The 17,104-nt window shown below is 30.7% G+C and carries 15 protein-coding genes and 1 other annotated feature; of the genes, 3 read left to right on the top strand and 12 right to left on the bottom strand.

Translation table 11 applies throughout. From position 1 onward, the window contains the following. Nucleotides 1–55 precede the first annotated feature (55 nt). From DWW96_RS05310 to DWW96_RS05340, 7 genes are all read right to left on the bottom strand, one after another. The gene (locus DWW96_RS05310) at nucleotides 56–814 is read right to left on the bottom strand and encodes an exodeoxyribonuclease III (protein ID WP_117909575.1); all 759 of its coding nucleotides are present in this window, start codon (nucleotides 812–814) and stop codon (nucleotides 56–58) included. After that, complete coding sequence (locus DWW96_RS05315; protein WP_022089802.1) at nucleotides 811–1,509, bottom strand: GTP pyrophosphokinase family protein; 699 nt, start codon at nucleotides 1,507–1,509, stop codon at nucleotides 811–813. The genes DWW96_RS05310 and DWW96_RS05315 overlap by 4 nt, the downstream gene beginning before the upstream one ends. A gap of 45 nt (nucleotides 1,510–1,554) precedes the next feature. After that, nucleotides 1,555–2,067 (bottom strand): flavin reductase, encoded by a 513-nt coding sequence (locus DWW96_RS05320; RefSeq protein WP_117909577.1) that lies wholly within the window; start codon nucleotides 2,065–2,067, stop codon nucleotides 1,555–1,557. A 138-nt stretch (nucleotides 2,068–2,205) separates the two neighbouring features. Further along, nucleotides 2,206–3,423, bottom strand: coding sequence for an aminotransferase class I/II-fold pyridoxal phosphate-dependent enzyme (locus DWW96_RS05325; protein ID WP_117909579.1), 1,218 nt, complete (start codon nucleotides 3,421–3,423; stop codon nucleotides 2,206–2,208). 101 nt (nucleotides 3,424–3,524) lie between these two features. Continuing rightward, nucleotides 3,525–3,764: a binding site (T-box leader), on the bottom strand. Nucleotides 3,765–3,830: 66 nt separating this feature from the next. Further along, the gene (locus DWW96_RS05330) at nucleotides 3,831–4,484 is read right to left on the bottom strand and encodes an ABC-2 transporter permease (protein WP_117909581.1); all 654 of its coding nucleotides are present in this window, start codon (nucleotides 4,482–4,484) and stop codon (nucleotides 3,831–3,833) included. Further along, nucleotides 4,481–5,344, bottom strand: coding sequence for an ABC transporter ATP-binding protein (locus tag DWW96_RS05335; RefSeq protein WP_022089798.1), 864 nt, complete (start codon nucleotides 5,342–5,344; stop codon nucleotides 4,481–4,483). Before DWW96_RS05335 ends, DWW96_RS05330 begins: the two co-directional genes overlap by 4 nt. A gap of 1 nt (nucleotide 5,345) precedes the next feature. Beyond that, on the bottom strand, nucleotides 5,346–5,720 hold the full coding sequence (locus tag DWW96_RS05340; protein WP_117909583.1) for a GntR family transcriptional regulator: 375 nt from the start codon (nucleotides 5,718–5,720) through the stop codon (nucleotides 5,346–5,348). A gap of 555 nt (nucleotides 5,721–6,275) precedes the next feature. On the opposite strand from DWW96_RS05340, the gene DWW96_RS05345 reads away from it, so the two are divergent. Further along, nucleotides 6,276–7,820 carry a M15 family metallopeptidase gene (locus DWW96_RS05345; protein WP_117909585.1) on the top strand — a complete coding sequence of 515 codons (1,545 nt, stop codon included), beginning with the start codon at nucleotides 6,276–6,278 and terminating at the stop codon, nucleotides 7,818–7,820. Nucleotides 7,821–8,004: 184 nt separating this feature from the next. Here the strand turns inward: DWW96_RS05345 and DWW96_RS05350 are convergent, their stop codons facing one another. Further along, nucleotides 8,005–8,559: a phosphatase PAP2 family protein gene (locus tag DWW96_RS05350; RefSeq protein WP_022089795.1), complete on the bottom strand. Its 555-nt coding sequence runs from the start codon at nucleotides 8,557–8,559 to the stop codon at nucleotides 8,005–8,007. 418 nt (nucleotides 8,560–8,977) lie between these two features. Here DWW96_RS05350 and DWW96_RS05355 point away from each other — a divergent pair, with 418 nt between their 5' ends. Both DWW96_RS05355 and DWW96_RS05360 read left to right on the top strand, forming a co-directional pair. After that, entirely contained in the window at nucleotides 8,978–10,099 is a 1,122-nt protein-coding gene (locus DWW96_RS05355) for a YibE/F family protein (protein WP_117909587.1), read from the top strand. Beyond that, nucleotides 10,090–10,881 (top strand): YibE/F family protein, encoded by a 792-nt coding sequence (locus DWW96_RS05360; protein WP_022089793.1) that lies wholly within the window; start codon nucleotides 10,090–10,092, stop codon nucleotides 10,879–10,881. The genes DWW96_RS05355 and DWW96_RS05360 overlap by 10 nt, the downstream gene beginning before the upstream one ends. Nucleotides 10,882–10,942: 61 nt before the next feature. Here DWW96_RS05360 and DWW96_RS05365 read toward each other — a convergent pair whose 3' ends face one another. From DWW96_RS05365 to DWW96_RS05380, 4 genes are all read right to left on the bottom strand, one after another. Continuing rightward, nucleotides 10,943–12,295: an MATE family efflux transporter gene (locus DWW96_RS05365; protein WP_199522676.1), complete on the bottom strand. Its 1,353-nt coding sequence runs from the start codon at nucleotides 12,293–12,295 to the stop codon at nucleotides 10,943–10,945. Between the two features lie 106 nt (nucleotides 12,296–12,401). After that, complete coding sequence (locus DWW96_RS05370; RefSeq protein WP_117909589.1) at nucleotides 12,402–13,580, bottom strand: iron-containing alcohol dehydrogenase; 1,179 nt, start codon at nucleotides 13,578–13,580, stop codon at nucleotides 12,402–12,404. Between the two features lie 195 nt (nucleotides 13,581–13,775). After that, entirely contained in the window at nucleotides 13,776–14,360 is a 585-nt protein-coding gene (locus DWW96_RS05375; protein WP_022089790.1) for a hypothetical protein, read from the bottom strand. A gap of 95 nt (nucleotides 14,361–14,455) precedes the next feature. Next, complete coding sequence (locus tag DWW96_RS05380) at nucleotides 14,456–16,879, bottom strand: glycoside hydrolase family 3 C-terminal domain-containing protein (RefSeq protein ID WP_117909591.1); 2,424 nt, start codon at nucleotides 16,877–16,879, stop codon at nucleotides 14,456–14,458. Nucleotides 16,880–17,104 lie beyond the last annotated feature (225 nt).

Raw genomic sequence — 17,104 nt, forward strand, 5'->3', positions numbered from 1 at the left:
CTGTTAACTCAACCTCAATCACCAATTGTATTAACTGAATCACAACCTATTTCTTTTATAATTCTACTGTCAACTCAACAGGGCAATGATCTGAGCCCATTATTTCAGTATGAATATGTGCATCAATTAATTTATCTTTTAAATCATCAGATACAAGGAAATAATCTATACGCCATCCTGCATTCTTTTCTCTTGCCTTAAACCTATATGACCACCATGAATATATTCCTTCTGTATCAGGATAAAAATATCTGAATGTATCTATAAATCCTACCTCTAAAAGTTCCGTCATTTTCTGTCTTTCTTCATCAGTAAATCCTGCATTCTTTCTGTTTGTTTTAGGATTTTTAAGGTCTATCTCTTTATGTGCAACATTCATATCTCCTGTTACTATAACAGGCTTATTTTTCTTTAAATTTAATAGATAATTTCTAAAATCATCTTCCCATTTCATACGATATTCAAGTCGTGCAAGACCATTTTGAGAATTTGGAGTATACACTGTAACCATATAGTAATTATCAAATTCTAATGTAATTACTCTTCCTTCTTTATCATGTTCTTCAATGCCTATGCCATAAGTAACGTTTAAAGGCTTTTCTTTTGAAAAGATTGCTGTTCCTGAATATCCTTTCTTTTCTGCATAATTCCAATATGCATAATATCCTTCTTTATTCCAGTCTACCTGTCCTTCCTGAATCTTTGTTTCCTGTAAACAAAATATATCTGCATCTACATAATCAAAAAATTCCATAAAATTCTTTCCAAGACAGGCTCTTAATCCGTTTACATTCCATGATATTAGTTTTTTCATCTGATTTCTTCTCCGTTTTCCTGTGAAAGTCTGTTCTTAATCAATGACATCTTAGCATCCAGCTTTGCTGTCATTTCTGCACAGTCATATAATTCCTGTGATAATTCTTCTAGTATTTCCGGTTTTATGTTCTTTTTATATCTTAGTTTGTGTTCAAGCGTAGCCCAAAAATCCATTGCGATAGTTCTAAGCTGAACTTCGACCTTCATATACTTCTTTCCCTCTTTTAGGAAAATCGGTACTTCTACAATTAAATGTAAACTTCTATATCCATTTTCCTTAGGATTTTTGAAATAATCTTTCATCTCTAATAAAACTATATCATCCTGCTTTAATAAACAGTCTGCTAAAAGATATATATCTTCTTCAAATGAACAGATAACTCTTACACCTGCTACATCTTTAATATATTCTTCTATTGCCTCAACAGTAAATGGTAAATTCTTTTTGTTCAATTTTTCAACAATACCATCTGCTGATTTTAATCTTGATTTAATAGTTTCAATTGGATTTCTGTCATACTGAAGTGAAAATTCTTCATTCAGTACTTTAAACTTAGTTTCTACCTCCATAATAGCACATCTATAATATGCCATTAATTCATTCATTGGCATTATATTTTCATGCACTTTCTGAAATGTGTCAGTTTTTAGTATTCCACGGATGAAATAATCTCTAATATGCCCTACTTTCAATACTTATCCTTTCTTTTGCATGTGGTACAAAATACCCTGCATTTATTATTTTTTTTCTAATATATGTTCTATTGATGCCATATACATGTCATGATAATTCTTATCGCTATACCATTTTTCTAATGCTTCTTTATCAATAAAAGCGTCCGGTTCCATAGTCTGTCTAAACATCTTTTTACAAATCATAACATCATCTGCTTCTTCTATATAAGGAACATCTCCGCTAAATTCTACATGAAGATTTGCTTTATTTATTTTATCTTCATCTCTTCCTGATACTGTTCCTAAATAACCAAGTTCCTTTGCATACTTTTCATGGTCAAGGAATGAAATTGAAAAGCAGTCTGCATTATCAACAAACTCTTTTGTAAATCTTGTCTGTCTTATAAACACTGATACAATATCTTTTCCCCACATAACTCCCATATTGCCCCATGAAGCAGTCATTGTATTAACTTTTCCATCCTTAGCAGCTGTTATAAGCATCCATTTTTTTCCTATATCATTAAATACGTTTCCTTTATATTCTTCCGGTGTAATCTCTTTAAAATTACTCATTTTAGCAACCTCCGTTATATATTTCTTTTTATGCAGACTTTTTTACTGCATATTTAAGACTAGGAAAGTTTCTTTCAAGTCAAAGAACATTCCTAGTCTCATTTTACCACGATATTCAAATTAATTCATTATAATACTTTAATTCTGATGATATGTGCTTAAGAAGTCATTGAGTCTGTCTGCTGCTGTCGATAAAACAGACACTTCAGGTAAAAATACAACTCTAAAATGATCCGGTTGATCCCAATGGAATCCTCCACCATGAGTAAATAAAATATGTTTTTCCTTGAGGAAATCAAGAACAAATTTTTCATCATCTATAATACCAAATTTCTTAATATCAAGCTTAGGGAACATATAAAATGCTGCTGTAGGTTTTACTACTGAAAGCCCATCTATTTCATTTAAAGCATTATAAATCACTTCTCTCTGTTCATAAATTCTTCCACCCGGAACAAGTAATTCTTTTGTGCTTTCCAAATTATCAAGTGCTACCGGAATTAATGACTGTGCAGGAACATTTGAACATAAACGCATAGCTGAAAGTAATTTAATTCCTTCTATGTAGCCTTTTGCATGTTTCTTTTCTCCACAAAGGACCATCCATCCACATCTGTAACCTGCTATTAAATGTGATTTGGATAATCCGTTAAAACTTACAGTTAATAAATCAGGTGCCAATGACGAAAGAGCTATATGCTCTTTTCCATCCATAACAAGTCTATCATATATTTCATCAGCAAATAATATTAATTCATGTTTTCTTGCCAAATCAACTATCTGCTCTAATATTTCTGTCGGATATAATGCACCTGTTGGATTATTTGGATTTATAACAACAATTGCCTTTGTCTTCGGAGTGATTTTACTTTCCATGTCTTTAATGTCAGGATACCAGTTTTGCTTGTCATCACATCTGTAATGAACTGCTTTACCACCTGCTAAAGTAACTGATGCAGTCCACAATGGATAATCAGGCATTGGCACTAAAACTTCATCTCCATAATTTAATAATCCATTCATTGACATTGTAATCAATTCGCTTACACCATTTCCCGTATAAATATCATCAATTGTTACATTAGGCATATTCTTACTTTGACAATATTTAAGGATTGCTTCCCTTGCTGATACAAGTCCCTTTGAATCTGAATATCCCTCTGTAATTGCAGCATTATTTCCAATTGCTTCTTCTATTTCTTTTGGTGCCTTAAATCCAAATGGTGCAGGATTTCCAATATTTAATTTTAAAATATCAATTCCCTGTTCACTCATTCTCTGGGCTTCGTCCATAATTGGTCCTCTAATATCATAACATACACAATCTAATTTTGATGATTTCTCAAATGTTCTCATTTCATTTACCTCCTGATAATCAAAATTTCGTTTTCTTTTAAAACGGACTTTCATAAATATGAATTTGTCATGCATAAAAAAAGCCCTAAACGTTGTTAAACGTTTAGGGCGAATTACTCCGTGTTACCACCTAATATTCAGAACTTATTATTCTGCACTCTGCTGATGCACATCCACATCATCTCTCTGTAACGGGAGAACCCGTTGAAGCCTACTAAGCAATAATGCCGTTGGGTTCAAAGCTCCGGAACTGCTTCACTAACGGTTCATTGAAGATTTCCAGCTACCATCTTCTCTCTATAAACTCTCCGAAAGTTACTCCTCTCCTTCACAGCCTTTATTAATCTAATCTTTTAGTATAGTATCACTTAATAAAATAAATTTCAACCGTTTGATTTTATATTTTTTTAAAATTCTTTCTTATTAATGATTTTTATACTAATTGGAATCGTTATTGTTAATGCAATCACAAATGCTGCAATCGCAATCATTAAAGCTGTTATATCACTTATATTTTCTAATTTATTTAACCAATTCATAATTGAATCAAATAAACTATCATTAACCTGTATTAAAATCTGTGCAATTAAAAATATTACCGCTCCTATAATAAATGGTATTGTCCTTCCTACTTCATTTCCAAACTTTAATTCCAGAGGAATTGCTATAAACGAATAAATTAAAAATACTAATGCAATAACTATTCCGACAGCTATTTCTATTTTCATATTATTTGTTCTCATCTTAACTAATAAACCCAGGATTAAAGAAAAAATTATTCCAACAAATGCAATAATGCTGCAAAAAATATATTTTTCTATCACATAATCTTTTCTTCTTAACGGTAATGTCATTAAAAAAGTGTTTCCATGCTGATAATTATCATATGAAATCGTAGCCAATGCACTAACCTGTAACATTACTGCAACAAAAGATGAAATATATGTAAGTGTTATTCCATCTCCCATCATCGCACTGAATAGTGCTATAGCAAATACTATATACAAAATCCTTTTATTACTAAAAAGTAATTGAAAATCTTTTATTATTAAACCTTTCATATCTTCTCACCTTTCACTAAAACCATAATTAATTCATCTATATTGCCTTTTTCTATAACTATTTCCGGATAATTATCAACTATATATTTTCTGTCGTTAGTTATACATTTATATCCATATTTTTCCTTTTCGCAGCAAAGAATTATATTTTTATAATTTGTATCTGATTTTAAATTTTCATACTGTTCTTCATTTGCCTTTATAACTCCATACAAATCTAAAAGTTTATACATATCTTCGTGCAAAATTATTTTACCATCATTAATCATGTAAATATCATCACATAAATTTTCTAAATCACTTGATATATGAGAACTTATGATTACAGTTCGCATTTCCTCTTCCATATATGTTCTAATAATATCTAAAACTTCATTTCTTGTTATAACATCTAATCCTGCTGTTGGCTCATCAAGAATCAATATTTCAGCATTGTGACTTATAGCTACTATTACTTTTAATTTCGCCTTTGTTCCCGTAGATAAATCTTTAATCATCTTATTAAGTGGAATGTTAAAATTGTTACATTTATTCAAAAACATATCTTTATCAAAATCCGGATACATATTTTTTAATATGGGAACCAGTGCCTTAACTTTTAAATATTCACTAAATCCACTCTCTGCAAGCACAACTCCTAATTTTTCTTTGTCGTGTACATCTAACTTTCTGCTGTCTTTTCCAAAAATCTTTATTTGTCCTTCATCCAGATTAATTAAACCAAGAATCGCCTTAAACAAAGTACTCTTTCCCGCTCCATTAGCTCCAATGATTCCTGTTATTCTACCCGGCGCAATATTTAACGAACATTCAAGCCTAAAGTTCTGATAGTTTTTCTTTATATTACTAATCTCAATCATATTACATATCCTCCAAAATAAGTTCTAACAATTCTTTTATCTCATCATCAGTCATTCCACTTCTCTTTCCCTTTCTAATGGCAGTTTCAAAATCTTTTTCCACTTCTCTTCTAAGTTCCTCTAACTTAATATTGCTACCAATATTAGAAATATAGCTGCCTTTTCCATGAACTGTTACAACATAACCTTCCTGCTCTAATGCATCATATGCCTTCTTTACTGTTAAAGCACTAATTCTAAGTTCTTTCGCCATTGCCCTTACCGAAGGCAGTGCATTACCTTCCTTAATATTTCCTCTTATTATCTGTTCCTTAACCTGATCAACAATTTGTTCATAGATAGGTGTCTGCGAGGAATTATTAATTATAAGATTCATATAACTCCCTCCTTATATAAACAGTATATAACAGCACAAACTGTTCTGTCAACTGTTATATACTGTTTATTTTTTTATCTTTACTAGAGTGGATTTAATTATATATATTGGGGGAATCAAAATTTTTAGTTCAAAATTTTTTGCTGAATATTCTAATTAATAAAAGTAGATTTTTATAGAAACATGTCATATTATATATATGTTACTATTTTGTCTGGAAACAACATTTATTTTTGTCAGTTCAAAACAAAAGCAATTTTTGTTTAATACCACAGATATTTGTTTGTATCTCAGATTAGACATAATTATATGTATCAAACGATAGGAAATTTTTTCTATTTTTGCGAGCATAGTGTACCTGAAAAAGTAATGTTTGAGCCTTTAGGCGAGTTTTACTTTTTTAGGTACCATAAACGGCGCAGAAAAAAAGAAAAAATGACGTGTTTGATATATATAATTATGTCTAATCCGGAAAGTAACAAATAGCGCAGGTATTCTTTCAAGAATATGTTTATTAGCACACTATGAATTTGTAAATAAAGGAGGATTTTTATTATGAAAAAGTTTAGTCTTGTTATGACTATTATATTTGCTCTTTCACTAGGAGCATTTTTTCATGTAGATGCATTTGCATTTGACGAGAAAGAGACAGAAACAACTGTTACAAAACCTAATGCCCCTACAGATTTTACCGCAACTGTTTCATCTGATTCTTACTCTTCATCTGTTACACTTACGTGGAACTATGACAACTATTATGTTAATGGATTTTATATTTACAGAGCCACTTCAGAAAATGGGGCTTATGAATTATTAACTACATTGTCACGATACAGCACATCATACACTGATTACAATATTTCAAAATGTGTTCCTTATTATTATAAAATCGTAGCTTATACTTACGACTATTATTTTGGCGAAATATGTAGTGATGAAGTTGTTTCTAATCAGATACTCATACCTCTTAATCAGGTCGCACTTCAATCTGTTACAGCTTCAAGTGGAAAATCAATGACAGTAAACTGGTATCCTGTATCAGATGCTTCAGGTTATTATATCTATAGAAGCACTAATCCGGATTCTGATTTTACTTTAATTTGTGATTATATAAATTCTTCAGCCACAAATAATAATTTGTCATATTATGATTCTTTCTATGAAAATTCAGCATTATCATATACGGACTGTAATCTGACTGTAGGACAAACTTATTATTATAAAGTATGCCCTTATGTGTTATTTAATGGCCAAAAATATTCAGGTACAATTTCTTCTGCTTTATCAGATATCGTAAGAATCGATGCAACTAAAATTAAAAAATCTGCATCTAATAAACCTGGTACAAATACAATTACCTGGAAAAATTTAAATAATGCTGACGGATATATTATTTATTACTCAACATCCTATGACTCAGGTTACAAAAAATTAAAAACAATAAAAAGTAACTCAACCACTTCTTATACACAGAAAAAACTTACAAATGGAGTTGCTTATTATTACAAAGTATTTGGATATGTAAATGTAAAAGGTAAAAAATTAGAAAGTATTGAACCTGAGACATATACAAAATACTGTGATTACTACACATACAAAGATGAAGATTACACAAGCAGACATAAACGTATATTTGGTAATAAAAATATTTATAAATACAAAAACAGCAAACAAGCTTGGAAAAATATGAAATTAGTAAAAGCTAAAGTTTGGGATATAAACAGGCATGGTAAAAAATATACGAGAACTTTTTATCTCTATGTTCATAAAGGTGTTGCTCCTTCTGTAGATAAAATGTTTAAAGAAATTTATAAAAGCAAGGAAAGATTCCCAATACATGATATCGGTTGTTATAATTGGCGCGGAAATTCATCAACTTCTGAGCATTGCTTAGGCCTTGCCTTTGACATCAATTCAAACGAAAACTATATGGTCCAGGGGAAACAAATTCTTGCCGGTTCTTTCTGGAAGCCAAAGAAAAATAAATACTCAATACCTTTGAAATGTAATTTGGTAAAAATTCTTGAAAAATATGGATTTAGCCGAGGATTCTGGGGCGAGCGTAAAGATTATATGCACTTCTCTTATTTTGGAGGTTAAATAGCAAATAAAAGGTGTATTAGCCATTAAAATAATCAGTAACAGATTACTATTACATAAATGGCAAATACACCTTTTATTATGTTCTTTGTATGCATAATTTTTTATATTGCTTTTTACTTATATTTTTTCTTATATATACTTTTTAAAGTCTTTCTTTTTAATTTAAAAGCATATAGATTACCTACTGTTTATCAGTTTTAATTTTTTCGCTTATTTTTTCAAATACAAACTGACCTACATAACTTGACAATATTCCTGTGACAACTCCTGCTAAAACATCACTCGGAAAATGAACTCCGACATATAATCGTGAAAGTGCAATTAATATTGCAAGGATTAATGTCGGTACCCCAAATTTCTTTGGAGCATTTCTAAATATTGCCCATGCACATGCAAATGAACTTCCAGTATGACCTGATGGAAATGACCAATCTTTTTGCTTTTCAATTATCAAATTTAATGCAGAAATCTGATCATAAGGTCTTACTCTTGCCACAAGATTTTTCAAAATAAAGTTATTAATTACAAGTGATGATATAAGAGATAATGCACATATTCCACCTAATTTTCTTGTTTTTTTAAAAATTAGCAAAATTAATGTTATTGCAATCCAAATCATTCCTGCATTTCCAAGTGAAGTTATAAATTTAACAATTGGAGTCAAAATATCATTTCTTATATTATCCTGAATCCAAAGAAGAATATTACCATCTATATCTAACAATTTATCTATCATACATTACCTCACGTATATTTATCTTTCTTAATTTAAGCAATAATATACTATCACATATCTAAAATATTATAAACGAATAAAATTTTTGTCACCAAAATTTACATTAACAACAAAAAATTTTTGCCACCAAATTTTCACACTAATAATACAAATAAAATTTATACTAATAAAAAATTTATACTAATAAAAAATTTATGCTAACAATTTAGATAACAATTTCATAATGCTAACAATTTAGATAACAATTTAGATAACAATTTCATTTGACAAATTACTTTTAAAAATCTATATTATTTTGTTAGAATAGATTAAATAAAATATAATAATTATTCAGAATATGTGCTAAAAAATTTTCATATATCAACAATGATTTATTCTTATCTTCATGGCTGAATAATTACAAAAAACAGGAGTTATTATGAACTTTAAAGCACTTTTAAAAAGCAATAAAAAACTTATATTTAAATTCTGTCTTTTAATCGGTTGCTTTCTTATAATGACATTATTTATTTTTAATAATGAATCTTTTTACAAAAGGACAATAATAAATATTACTGATATTTCCACATCAAATGCAGGTGTTAATACAAGTCCGACCGATAAAACAGAAAATACATTTGTGCAAAACATTAAGGCAAAAATTTTAAATGGTAAATACAAAGGTCATACTGTCTCATTTGATAATTCATACTCTGAATCAGAAATTACCTCTGTAAAATATAATAAGGGTGATAAATTATTTGCTTCCATAAAAAAAAGTAACGATAATTTAACTGCAACAAATATTTCTCCAAAACGTGATTCATTTCTATTTTTACTTATTGGAATGGTTATGCTTTTACTTATCTTTACCTCAGGACGTTTAGGATTTTTAACTATAATTTCAGTTATTATTAATATCTGCTCTTTTATATATTGTATGAATTTTATTACAGAAGACTCAGTCAATTTTCCCGTGTGGATATGTGAAATAATTCTTTTCACAGTTGTTACTCTTATTCTGGTAAGCGGTTTTCATCTAAAGACTTTAGGAGCAATTATTTCAACTTTAGTCTCTGTATTAATCATTGCCGCTTTATACTATGTAACAATTTATGCAAATGGCGATTTGCCTTACGACATGCAACAATACGAAGTTGCATCACTGCCTCTAAAAGATATATTCTTTTTAAGTTCATTGCTTGGTCTTTTAGGTGCGGTTATGGACAATGCAATTACCATTAATACTGCTGTAAGTGAAATTGTTGCCACAAGTCCATCTGTTTCCTACAGTAAACTTGTAAATTCAATATATGAAATTATTTATGATGTAATGGGAACAATGATTAATGTATTATTTTTTGCTTACTTAAGCAGTTCTTTACCTATTATTATTTTAAAATTGAGTAATGGATACAATCTGATATCCGTTTTTACTATTGATTATATTTTTGATATTGTAAGATTTTTAATTGGTTCTATAGGGATTGTTATTTCTCTTCCAATTTCAGGAATTATTGCTGTTTTACTATTTAAGAAAGGATTTAGAAAATGCGAATAGTTTATATATTATTTTTCATTTTGTTTGTTCTAATGCTTGTATTAGGTGGCGAAAGAGGTGCAAAATCATTTATAACTTTAGTTTGCAATGTTTTTATTGGAGCAATTAGTATTTTTCTCCTCTTAATTGGAGTTTCACCTTATTTGATTATAATTGTAAGTTCTTTGGTATTTTGCCTTGTTACAATAAAATTTCAGAATGGATTGAACATTAAAACTGTTAGCAGCCTGATTTCTGTTTTAATGGTCTGCATTTTTTCATGCGTGATTATTTATATTTTCAGTATTAAAGGACATATTGGTGGATTTAATGAGATTGAAATGCAGGAAGAAGAGGTTTTCTTTTTAGGAAGCGCAGTTGAATTTAAAATGGTAAATATTTTAATGGTTGCTTTTGTGTGGGGCCAATTAGGTGCAGTTATTGACACAAGTATGGCTATATCCTCATCTTTACACGAAATATTTATTCATAATCCAGACTATTCTAAAAGAAAGCTCATTTATGAAGGAGCTGTTATTGGGAAAGATATATTAGGAACAACAGTAAACACTTTATCATTTGTTTTCCTTGGTGAATCTCTTATGTTGTTTATTTATTACCGTACTTATGTATATTCAACTAATACCATTATTAATTCTTCTTCATTTTTTCAGGAAATCTTTTCTTTATTATTATCATGTATTGGTTGCTTAATAATAATACCTCTTACTTCTTTTATTTATGCAATCATATGCAGAAATAAAAAAATTCATAATTTCATTGCAAAATTTTCGGAGGACTAAACTAATCCCTCCGAAATTTTTTGTCTTAATTTATTTTATATAGTCTTTTACTAATCTTTACCTATTGTCCTGCTTCTTTTCTTTTTCTTATAATCAAATATGAGGTCATTACCATTGTCCCGGTTATTACCCATGTTACAGGATATACATTCATAAGCATTGTAAATGTCGGAACAACCTTAAATACTGTATATAACCATACTACTCTAAATCCGCAGGAACCTATTACAGTAAGTAGTGCCGGAAGAAGTGAATGTCCCATTCCTCTGAGCGCTCCTCCTGATATTTCATATACGCCTGTAAGGCATTCTAGTAAAGTTACATGTTTCATTCTTATTATCGCATATTTTATTGCTACAGGATCATTTGTATAGATACCTGCGAAAAAGTCCGTTGCGCCCACAAAAATAAAACTCATGACAAGTGTTAATGCCATACCTGTAACAAGACTTATTCTAAATGCCCGCTTACATCTTTCAAGATCCTTTGCTCCATAATTCTGGCTTGTAAATGTAACCGCTGTCTGATTAAAAGCATTTATCATGTAATATGTAAAATATTCGTAATTTAATCCCGCAGAAGAACCTGCCATCGCATGTGTTCCAAATCCATTAATAGCTGACTGAATAAATACATTTGACAAAGAGAATACAACTCCCTGTAATCCTGCCGGTGCTCCTATTTTGATTACCTTAACAACTATTTCTTTATTTAACGATAATTCTCTAATATTTAATCTTATTGCATCATCACTATGCGATAGAAAATATACTACTAAAAAAGCACTAACTCCATCTGCTATAACTGTTGCTATGGCAACACCTGCAACGCTTAAATGAAATACTATTACAAGTAATAAATTTAGTAATATATTTATAATTCCTGAAATAATAAGGCAATATAAAGGCTTTCTGGTTTCACCTGTACTTCTTAGTATCGCTGCTCCAAAGTTATAAACCATGACAAATGGCATTCCTAAAAAATAAATTCTTAAATATAGTACTGCAAGATTTATAACTTCTGATGGTGTATTTATCATTAAGAGAATTGGTTTTGCTATGATTATACCTATCAAAAGCAATGATACTCCGCTTATAAGTGCTACTGACATAACAGTGTGTACTGCTTCTTTAACCTTGTCTTCTCTTCCCTGTCCTATAAAATTTGCAATTATTACATTTGCACCTATTGATAATCCAACAAACATATTTATAAGCAAATTAATTACGGGACTGTTTCCTCCTACAGCTGCTAAAGCTGCACTTCCTGCAAATCTTCCAACTACAGCCACATCTGCCGAATTAAATAACTGCTGCAGAATGCTGCTTGCGGCTAATGGAAGTGCAAAGAACAATATCTTATAAAACATTGGTCCATGTATCATGTCCATTTGCTTTTTCTTTATTTTACTCATTTTTTCTCCATATTTCACTTAATCTAACATTATGATGTTAAGGGTAAAAGTTACCAACTTATGCGTAAACTCATGTGGGCTTAGGACTTTTGGCCCCGGCATCGAATTATCTTGCCATTTTATATATTTTTACAATGTCTTCCCTATATAAAACTTTTGCTGAACCTTTATGTCCACCACACGCATCACAACACTGGTCTGCAAGTTTCTCTATATCTGCATCTGACAATTCTAATCCCAGTTCTTTTATCGATGTTGGCATTCCTATACTATGATAAAATTTTTCCATTGCTTCTATTCCCTTTAAAGCAATCTCTTCATCACTTCCTACCTCTTCAACATTCATTACATTTATTGCAAATTTCTTAAATCTTCCAAGGCATTCTTTATATACATATCTTGCCCAGCTTCCCCATACAGCAGCTAATCCTGCTCCATGTGCCACATCATATACTCCGCCTAATTCATGCTCTAACATGTGCGTTGCAAAATCTTTGCTTTTAATACCGCATCCTGTAAGTCCGTTATGTGACAAACTTCCTGCCCACATTACTTCTGCTCTTGATTCATAATTATCCGGTTGTTCTAAAAGAATTGGGGCATTTTTAAGAACTATCTGCATTACAGATTCTGCTATTTTATCTGTAAGTTCCATCGTTTCTCCTGCTGTAAAATAACGCTCCATTGTATGCATCATTATATCTGTGCATCCACATGCCGTCTGATATTCCGGTAATGTCATTGTAAATTCAGGGTTCATTATTGCAAATCTTGGTCTTGAAATTTCAGTATGATATGAACGCTTTAGCCCTGTTTCATCATTTGTAATAACTGAGCTGTTGCTCATTTCACTTCCTGCTGCTGCAATTGTAAGAACAACACCTATAGGAGCACATTTATCCGTAACACGTTTCTGTGCATAGAAATCCCATACATCTCCTTCATTTGCAATTCCATATCCGATTGCCTTTGCAGAATCAATAACACTTCCTCCACCTACTGCAAGAATAAAATCAACATTCTCTTTTTTTGCTAACTCAATTCCTTTATATACTAATGAAAGTCTTGGATTAGGAACCACTCCTCCTAATTCTACATATGGTATATTTTCTTCTGTTAATAATTTTTCAATTTTATCAATTAATCCTGATTTTTTTGCACTATGTCCACCGTAATGAATCAATACTTTTTTGCCATTCTGTGCCTTTATAAGCTGTGCCACTTTTTCTTCTGATTTTTTTCCAAATTCTATAAATGTCGGTGTGTAATATTCAAAATTGTACATATTTCATTACCTCTTTTCTGTTTGTTGACTGTTAAATTCTCTACCTTATTTTATTCTTCATTTATTGTTTTTTCAATTTATTTTTTAAGATATTATTTTTTCAAGCAAAAGAGGACACTTCTATTTTCTGAAAGCATCCTCTTTATTATTTATGGCTTTTTAAATTTTATATAATTTTATTTACTATAAAGTAATCTATTTATCCTTTTCTCCTTCAGGGAAAATAATTTTAAATACGAAGAAGAATATTACCATTGATACACCGCCTGTAATAAATGTTACAAGTATGTTATAAATTGCAGGTGATACATATGCTGATGCTATAGGCATCCATAAATTATTAAATCCGTTACAGATAAGTGAAATTACAACCCATGCTATGAAATACCACATTGCCTGATACCATGGATTTCCTTTACTTTTAAAAGTAATGTTTCTCTGTAATGGGAAGTTAATACACTGTGCTAAAAATGAGCCTACCTCATAACTAATAAAGTATCCTAATCCACCACCGATTACTACTGCACCTGCTGCATTTTTTACAACATTGTATCCTAGTAAACTCCAAGTGAAATCCACACCGAATATATGCATGTCAATCTGTGGCCACATAAATTCTGTTCCTGCAAGTCCAACTCCTAACATCTTTGGCATAAATGTAAATATTAAATACTGAAATATTGTTACACCTTCGCTGAATACTATAAAGTAAAAAATCTGGTATAACCACTTTGCTAATTCAGGATGTTTTTCTTTAAAATTGCTCCAAATCTGTTTCATTTTATCTCTCCTTGTACTTCTTATATCTTTTTAAGTTTTCACATTAATCAATAATTTTAATTTTGTTCCTAACAATTTCTATCTTTGCTTAATATTTATTTCTCTTCTAAAAGTCTTTTCTCGTATTCTTTATTTGCTTTATTATTTGCAAAGAATCCTTTAATAACCCTTCCGACACCTTTAAAGAAATGTCCATTCCAAATGCTTACAATTCCCTGTGCCATTTCTGTACTAACCATTCCACCTGTCATTTTTGCTAATGCATAAAAAGGCATGTTGTAAATGAACAATATGTTCAAATCCGGTTTTCCTTTTGCTTCACTCTTCTTCTTTATGCTTGTTAAAATTTTGTAAACTAATCTTCCAACCCATCTTTTAGCATAATATAACTGGCAAAATGCATCATACATTGATAGTTCACCTGACCAGCTTCCATCAGGGATTTTTCTTCCAAGCAAAGTTTCAAACTGCTTATCATCTACATTTTTGATATCTGCATTGTAATATGATGGCATTTTTTCTTTGTCATATGGATTTTCTGCCTCTGTTCCTTTTATAGAAATTTCTGCTGAAATTCTTACGTCTTCTACATTTGAAGCTATGTTAATAACATATTCTGCTGTTTCAATTTCAAACTTATTTGTTTTTACATTGAAATATCTAAATGTCTTATCATCAAATGGTATTTCAACCTGTTTGCATTCGCCTGCCTTCAAAAATACTTTTTTGAATCCTTTTAATTCTTTTTTAGGTCTGTATATTTTATCTGACTTACAGCTTACATACATCTGGGCAATTTCTTCGCCATCCATTTTTCCTGTATTTGTGATTGTAAATGTAACCTTGTCCTCTGCAACATTTATATCTGAATATTCAAATGTTGTATATGAAAGTCCATATCCAAATGGATATTTTACAGGAACTTTAGCTGTGTCATAGTAACGATATCCTACAAATATTCCTTCTCTGTATTCTGATGTTCGTTCCTTTGATGGGAAATAATTGTATGATGGTACATCTTCATATTTTACAGGTAATGTTTCGTTTAATTTTCCTGATGGATTTATCTTTCCTGTAATAATATCAAGTAATGCGCCTGCTCCTGCCTGTCCTGACAAATATCCATGCAAAAGTCCTTTGCAATTAACATCCCAAGGTGTTTCAATTGCTGAACCTGCACTTAATACTCCTACAATGTTTTTATTTACCTTGCTTAATTCTTCAAGTAATTTAATCTGGTTTGCAGGAATTTTCATATGTTGTCTGTCTAATCCTTCTGACTCGCTTAATTCATCTAATCCAAAGAAATAGAGAACTACATCTGCTTTTGAAGCTATTTCTTTCGCTTCTTCAAGCAATTGATTATTTTCCTTACCTATTCTGTCATAACCTTTTGCTATTCCTATATTTTCAAGTTTATATTGTGCTATTGTATTTGCTATTGTTTCTATTTTTGTAGCATTTACAACCGATGAACCTGCTCCCTGAAATCTTGGTTCAATTGCAAAATCTCCTATAACTGCTACCTTTGTTCCTTCTTTTAATGGAAGAATATTTTCTTCGTTCTTGAGTAATACAGCACTCTTTCCTGCTGCTTTTTTTGCTATCTCATGATGCAATTCTTTATCATACTTACTATTGCTTTTTTCTTTTTTTGCAAATGTTAAAATTGCATCTAATAATGTATCTACGCACTCATCTAATTCTTTTTCAGTAAGTCTTCCTTCTTCAATTGATTTTAAAAGTTCTCTTGCTGAACCTAGTCCCGGTGCCGGCATCTCTAAATTAGATCCTGCTGCAACGCCTGCTGTATGGTCATTTGATGCTCCCCAGTCTGTAATAACTATTCCATCAAATCCCCATTCATCTCTTAAAATATCCTGTAATAAATGCTTATTCTCATTTGCATATACTTCATTTACCTGATTATATGCACTCATAATAGCTTTCGCATTTCCTTCTTTTACGGCAATTTCAAAATTTGTTAAATATATTTCTCTTAATGTTCTTTCATCTAATACAGAATCAGAAGCCATTCTTCTTAATTCCTGACTATTTACTGCATAATGTTTTGGGCATGCTGCAACACCTTTACTTTGAATTCCCTTAATATATGAAGCAGCCATTTTTCCTGCTAAATATGGGTCTTCTGAAAAATATTCAAAATTTCTTCCACATAAAGGATTTCTTTTTACATTTAATCCCGGACCAAGTATTACATTTACATTTAAAGCTACTGCTTCCTCGCCTAAAGCTTTTCCTATTTCTTCGCCTAATTCCGGATCCCAGCTGTTTGCAACTGTTGCTGCTGTTGGGAAACATGTTGCTGGAACTGATGCATTTAATCCTAAATGATCGCCATCACCTTCCTGCTTACGAATCCCATGAGGTCCGTCAGAGCAAAACATTGACGGTATATTTAATCTGTCAATATTTCTTGTTTCCCACTCTGTCATTCCGCTTAATATTGCTGCTTTTTCGTCCAAAGTCATTTTATTAAGTAAGTCCTGATGTTTCATTTTACTCTCCTTTTCTAATCGCAATATTTATGTACTAACTTTCTTTTTTGTTGCTAAATTCTTCTTTCATTTTGTTAATCTTAATATATCATCTAAAATATCAAATATATTCTTTTGTCATAAACTGCCGTTTTAGAGACATAAACGGTGCTTTTATACGGGTATCTTTAAGGAATGCTTTTACTGATTGTAATCACAGTTGTAGATATATTAGTAGAATACTTT

Origin of the sequence: Eubacterium sp. AF17-7, from assembly GCF_003461285.1 — a bacterium.
Taxonomy (GTDB): Bacteria; Bacillota; Clostridia; order Lachnospirales; family Lachnospiraceae; genus Eubacterium_U; species Eubacterium_U album.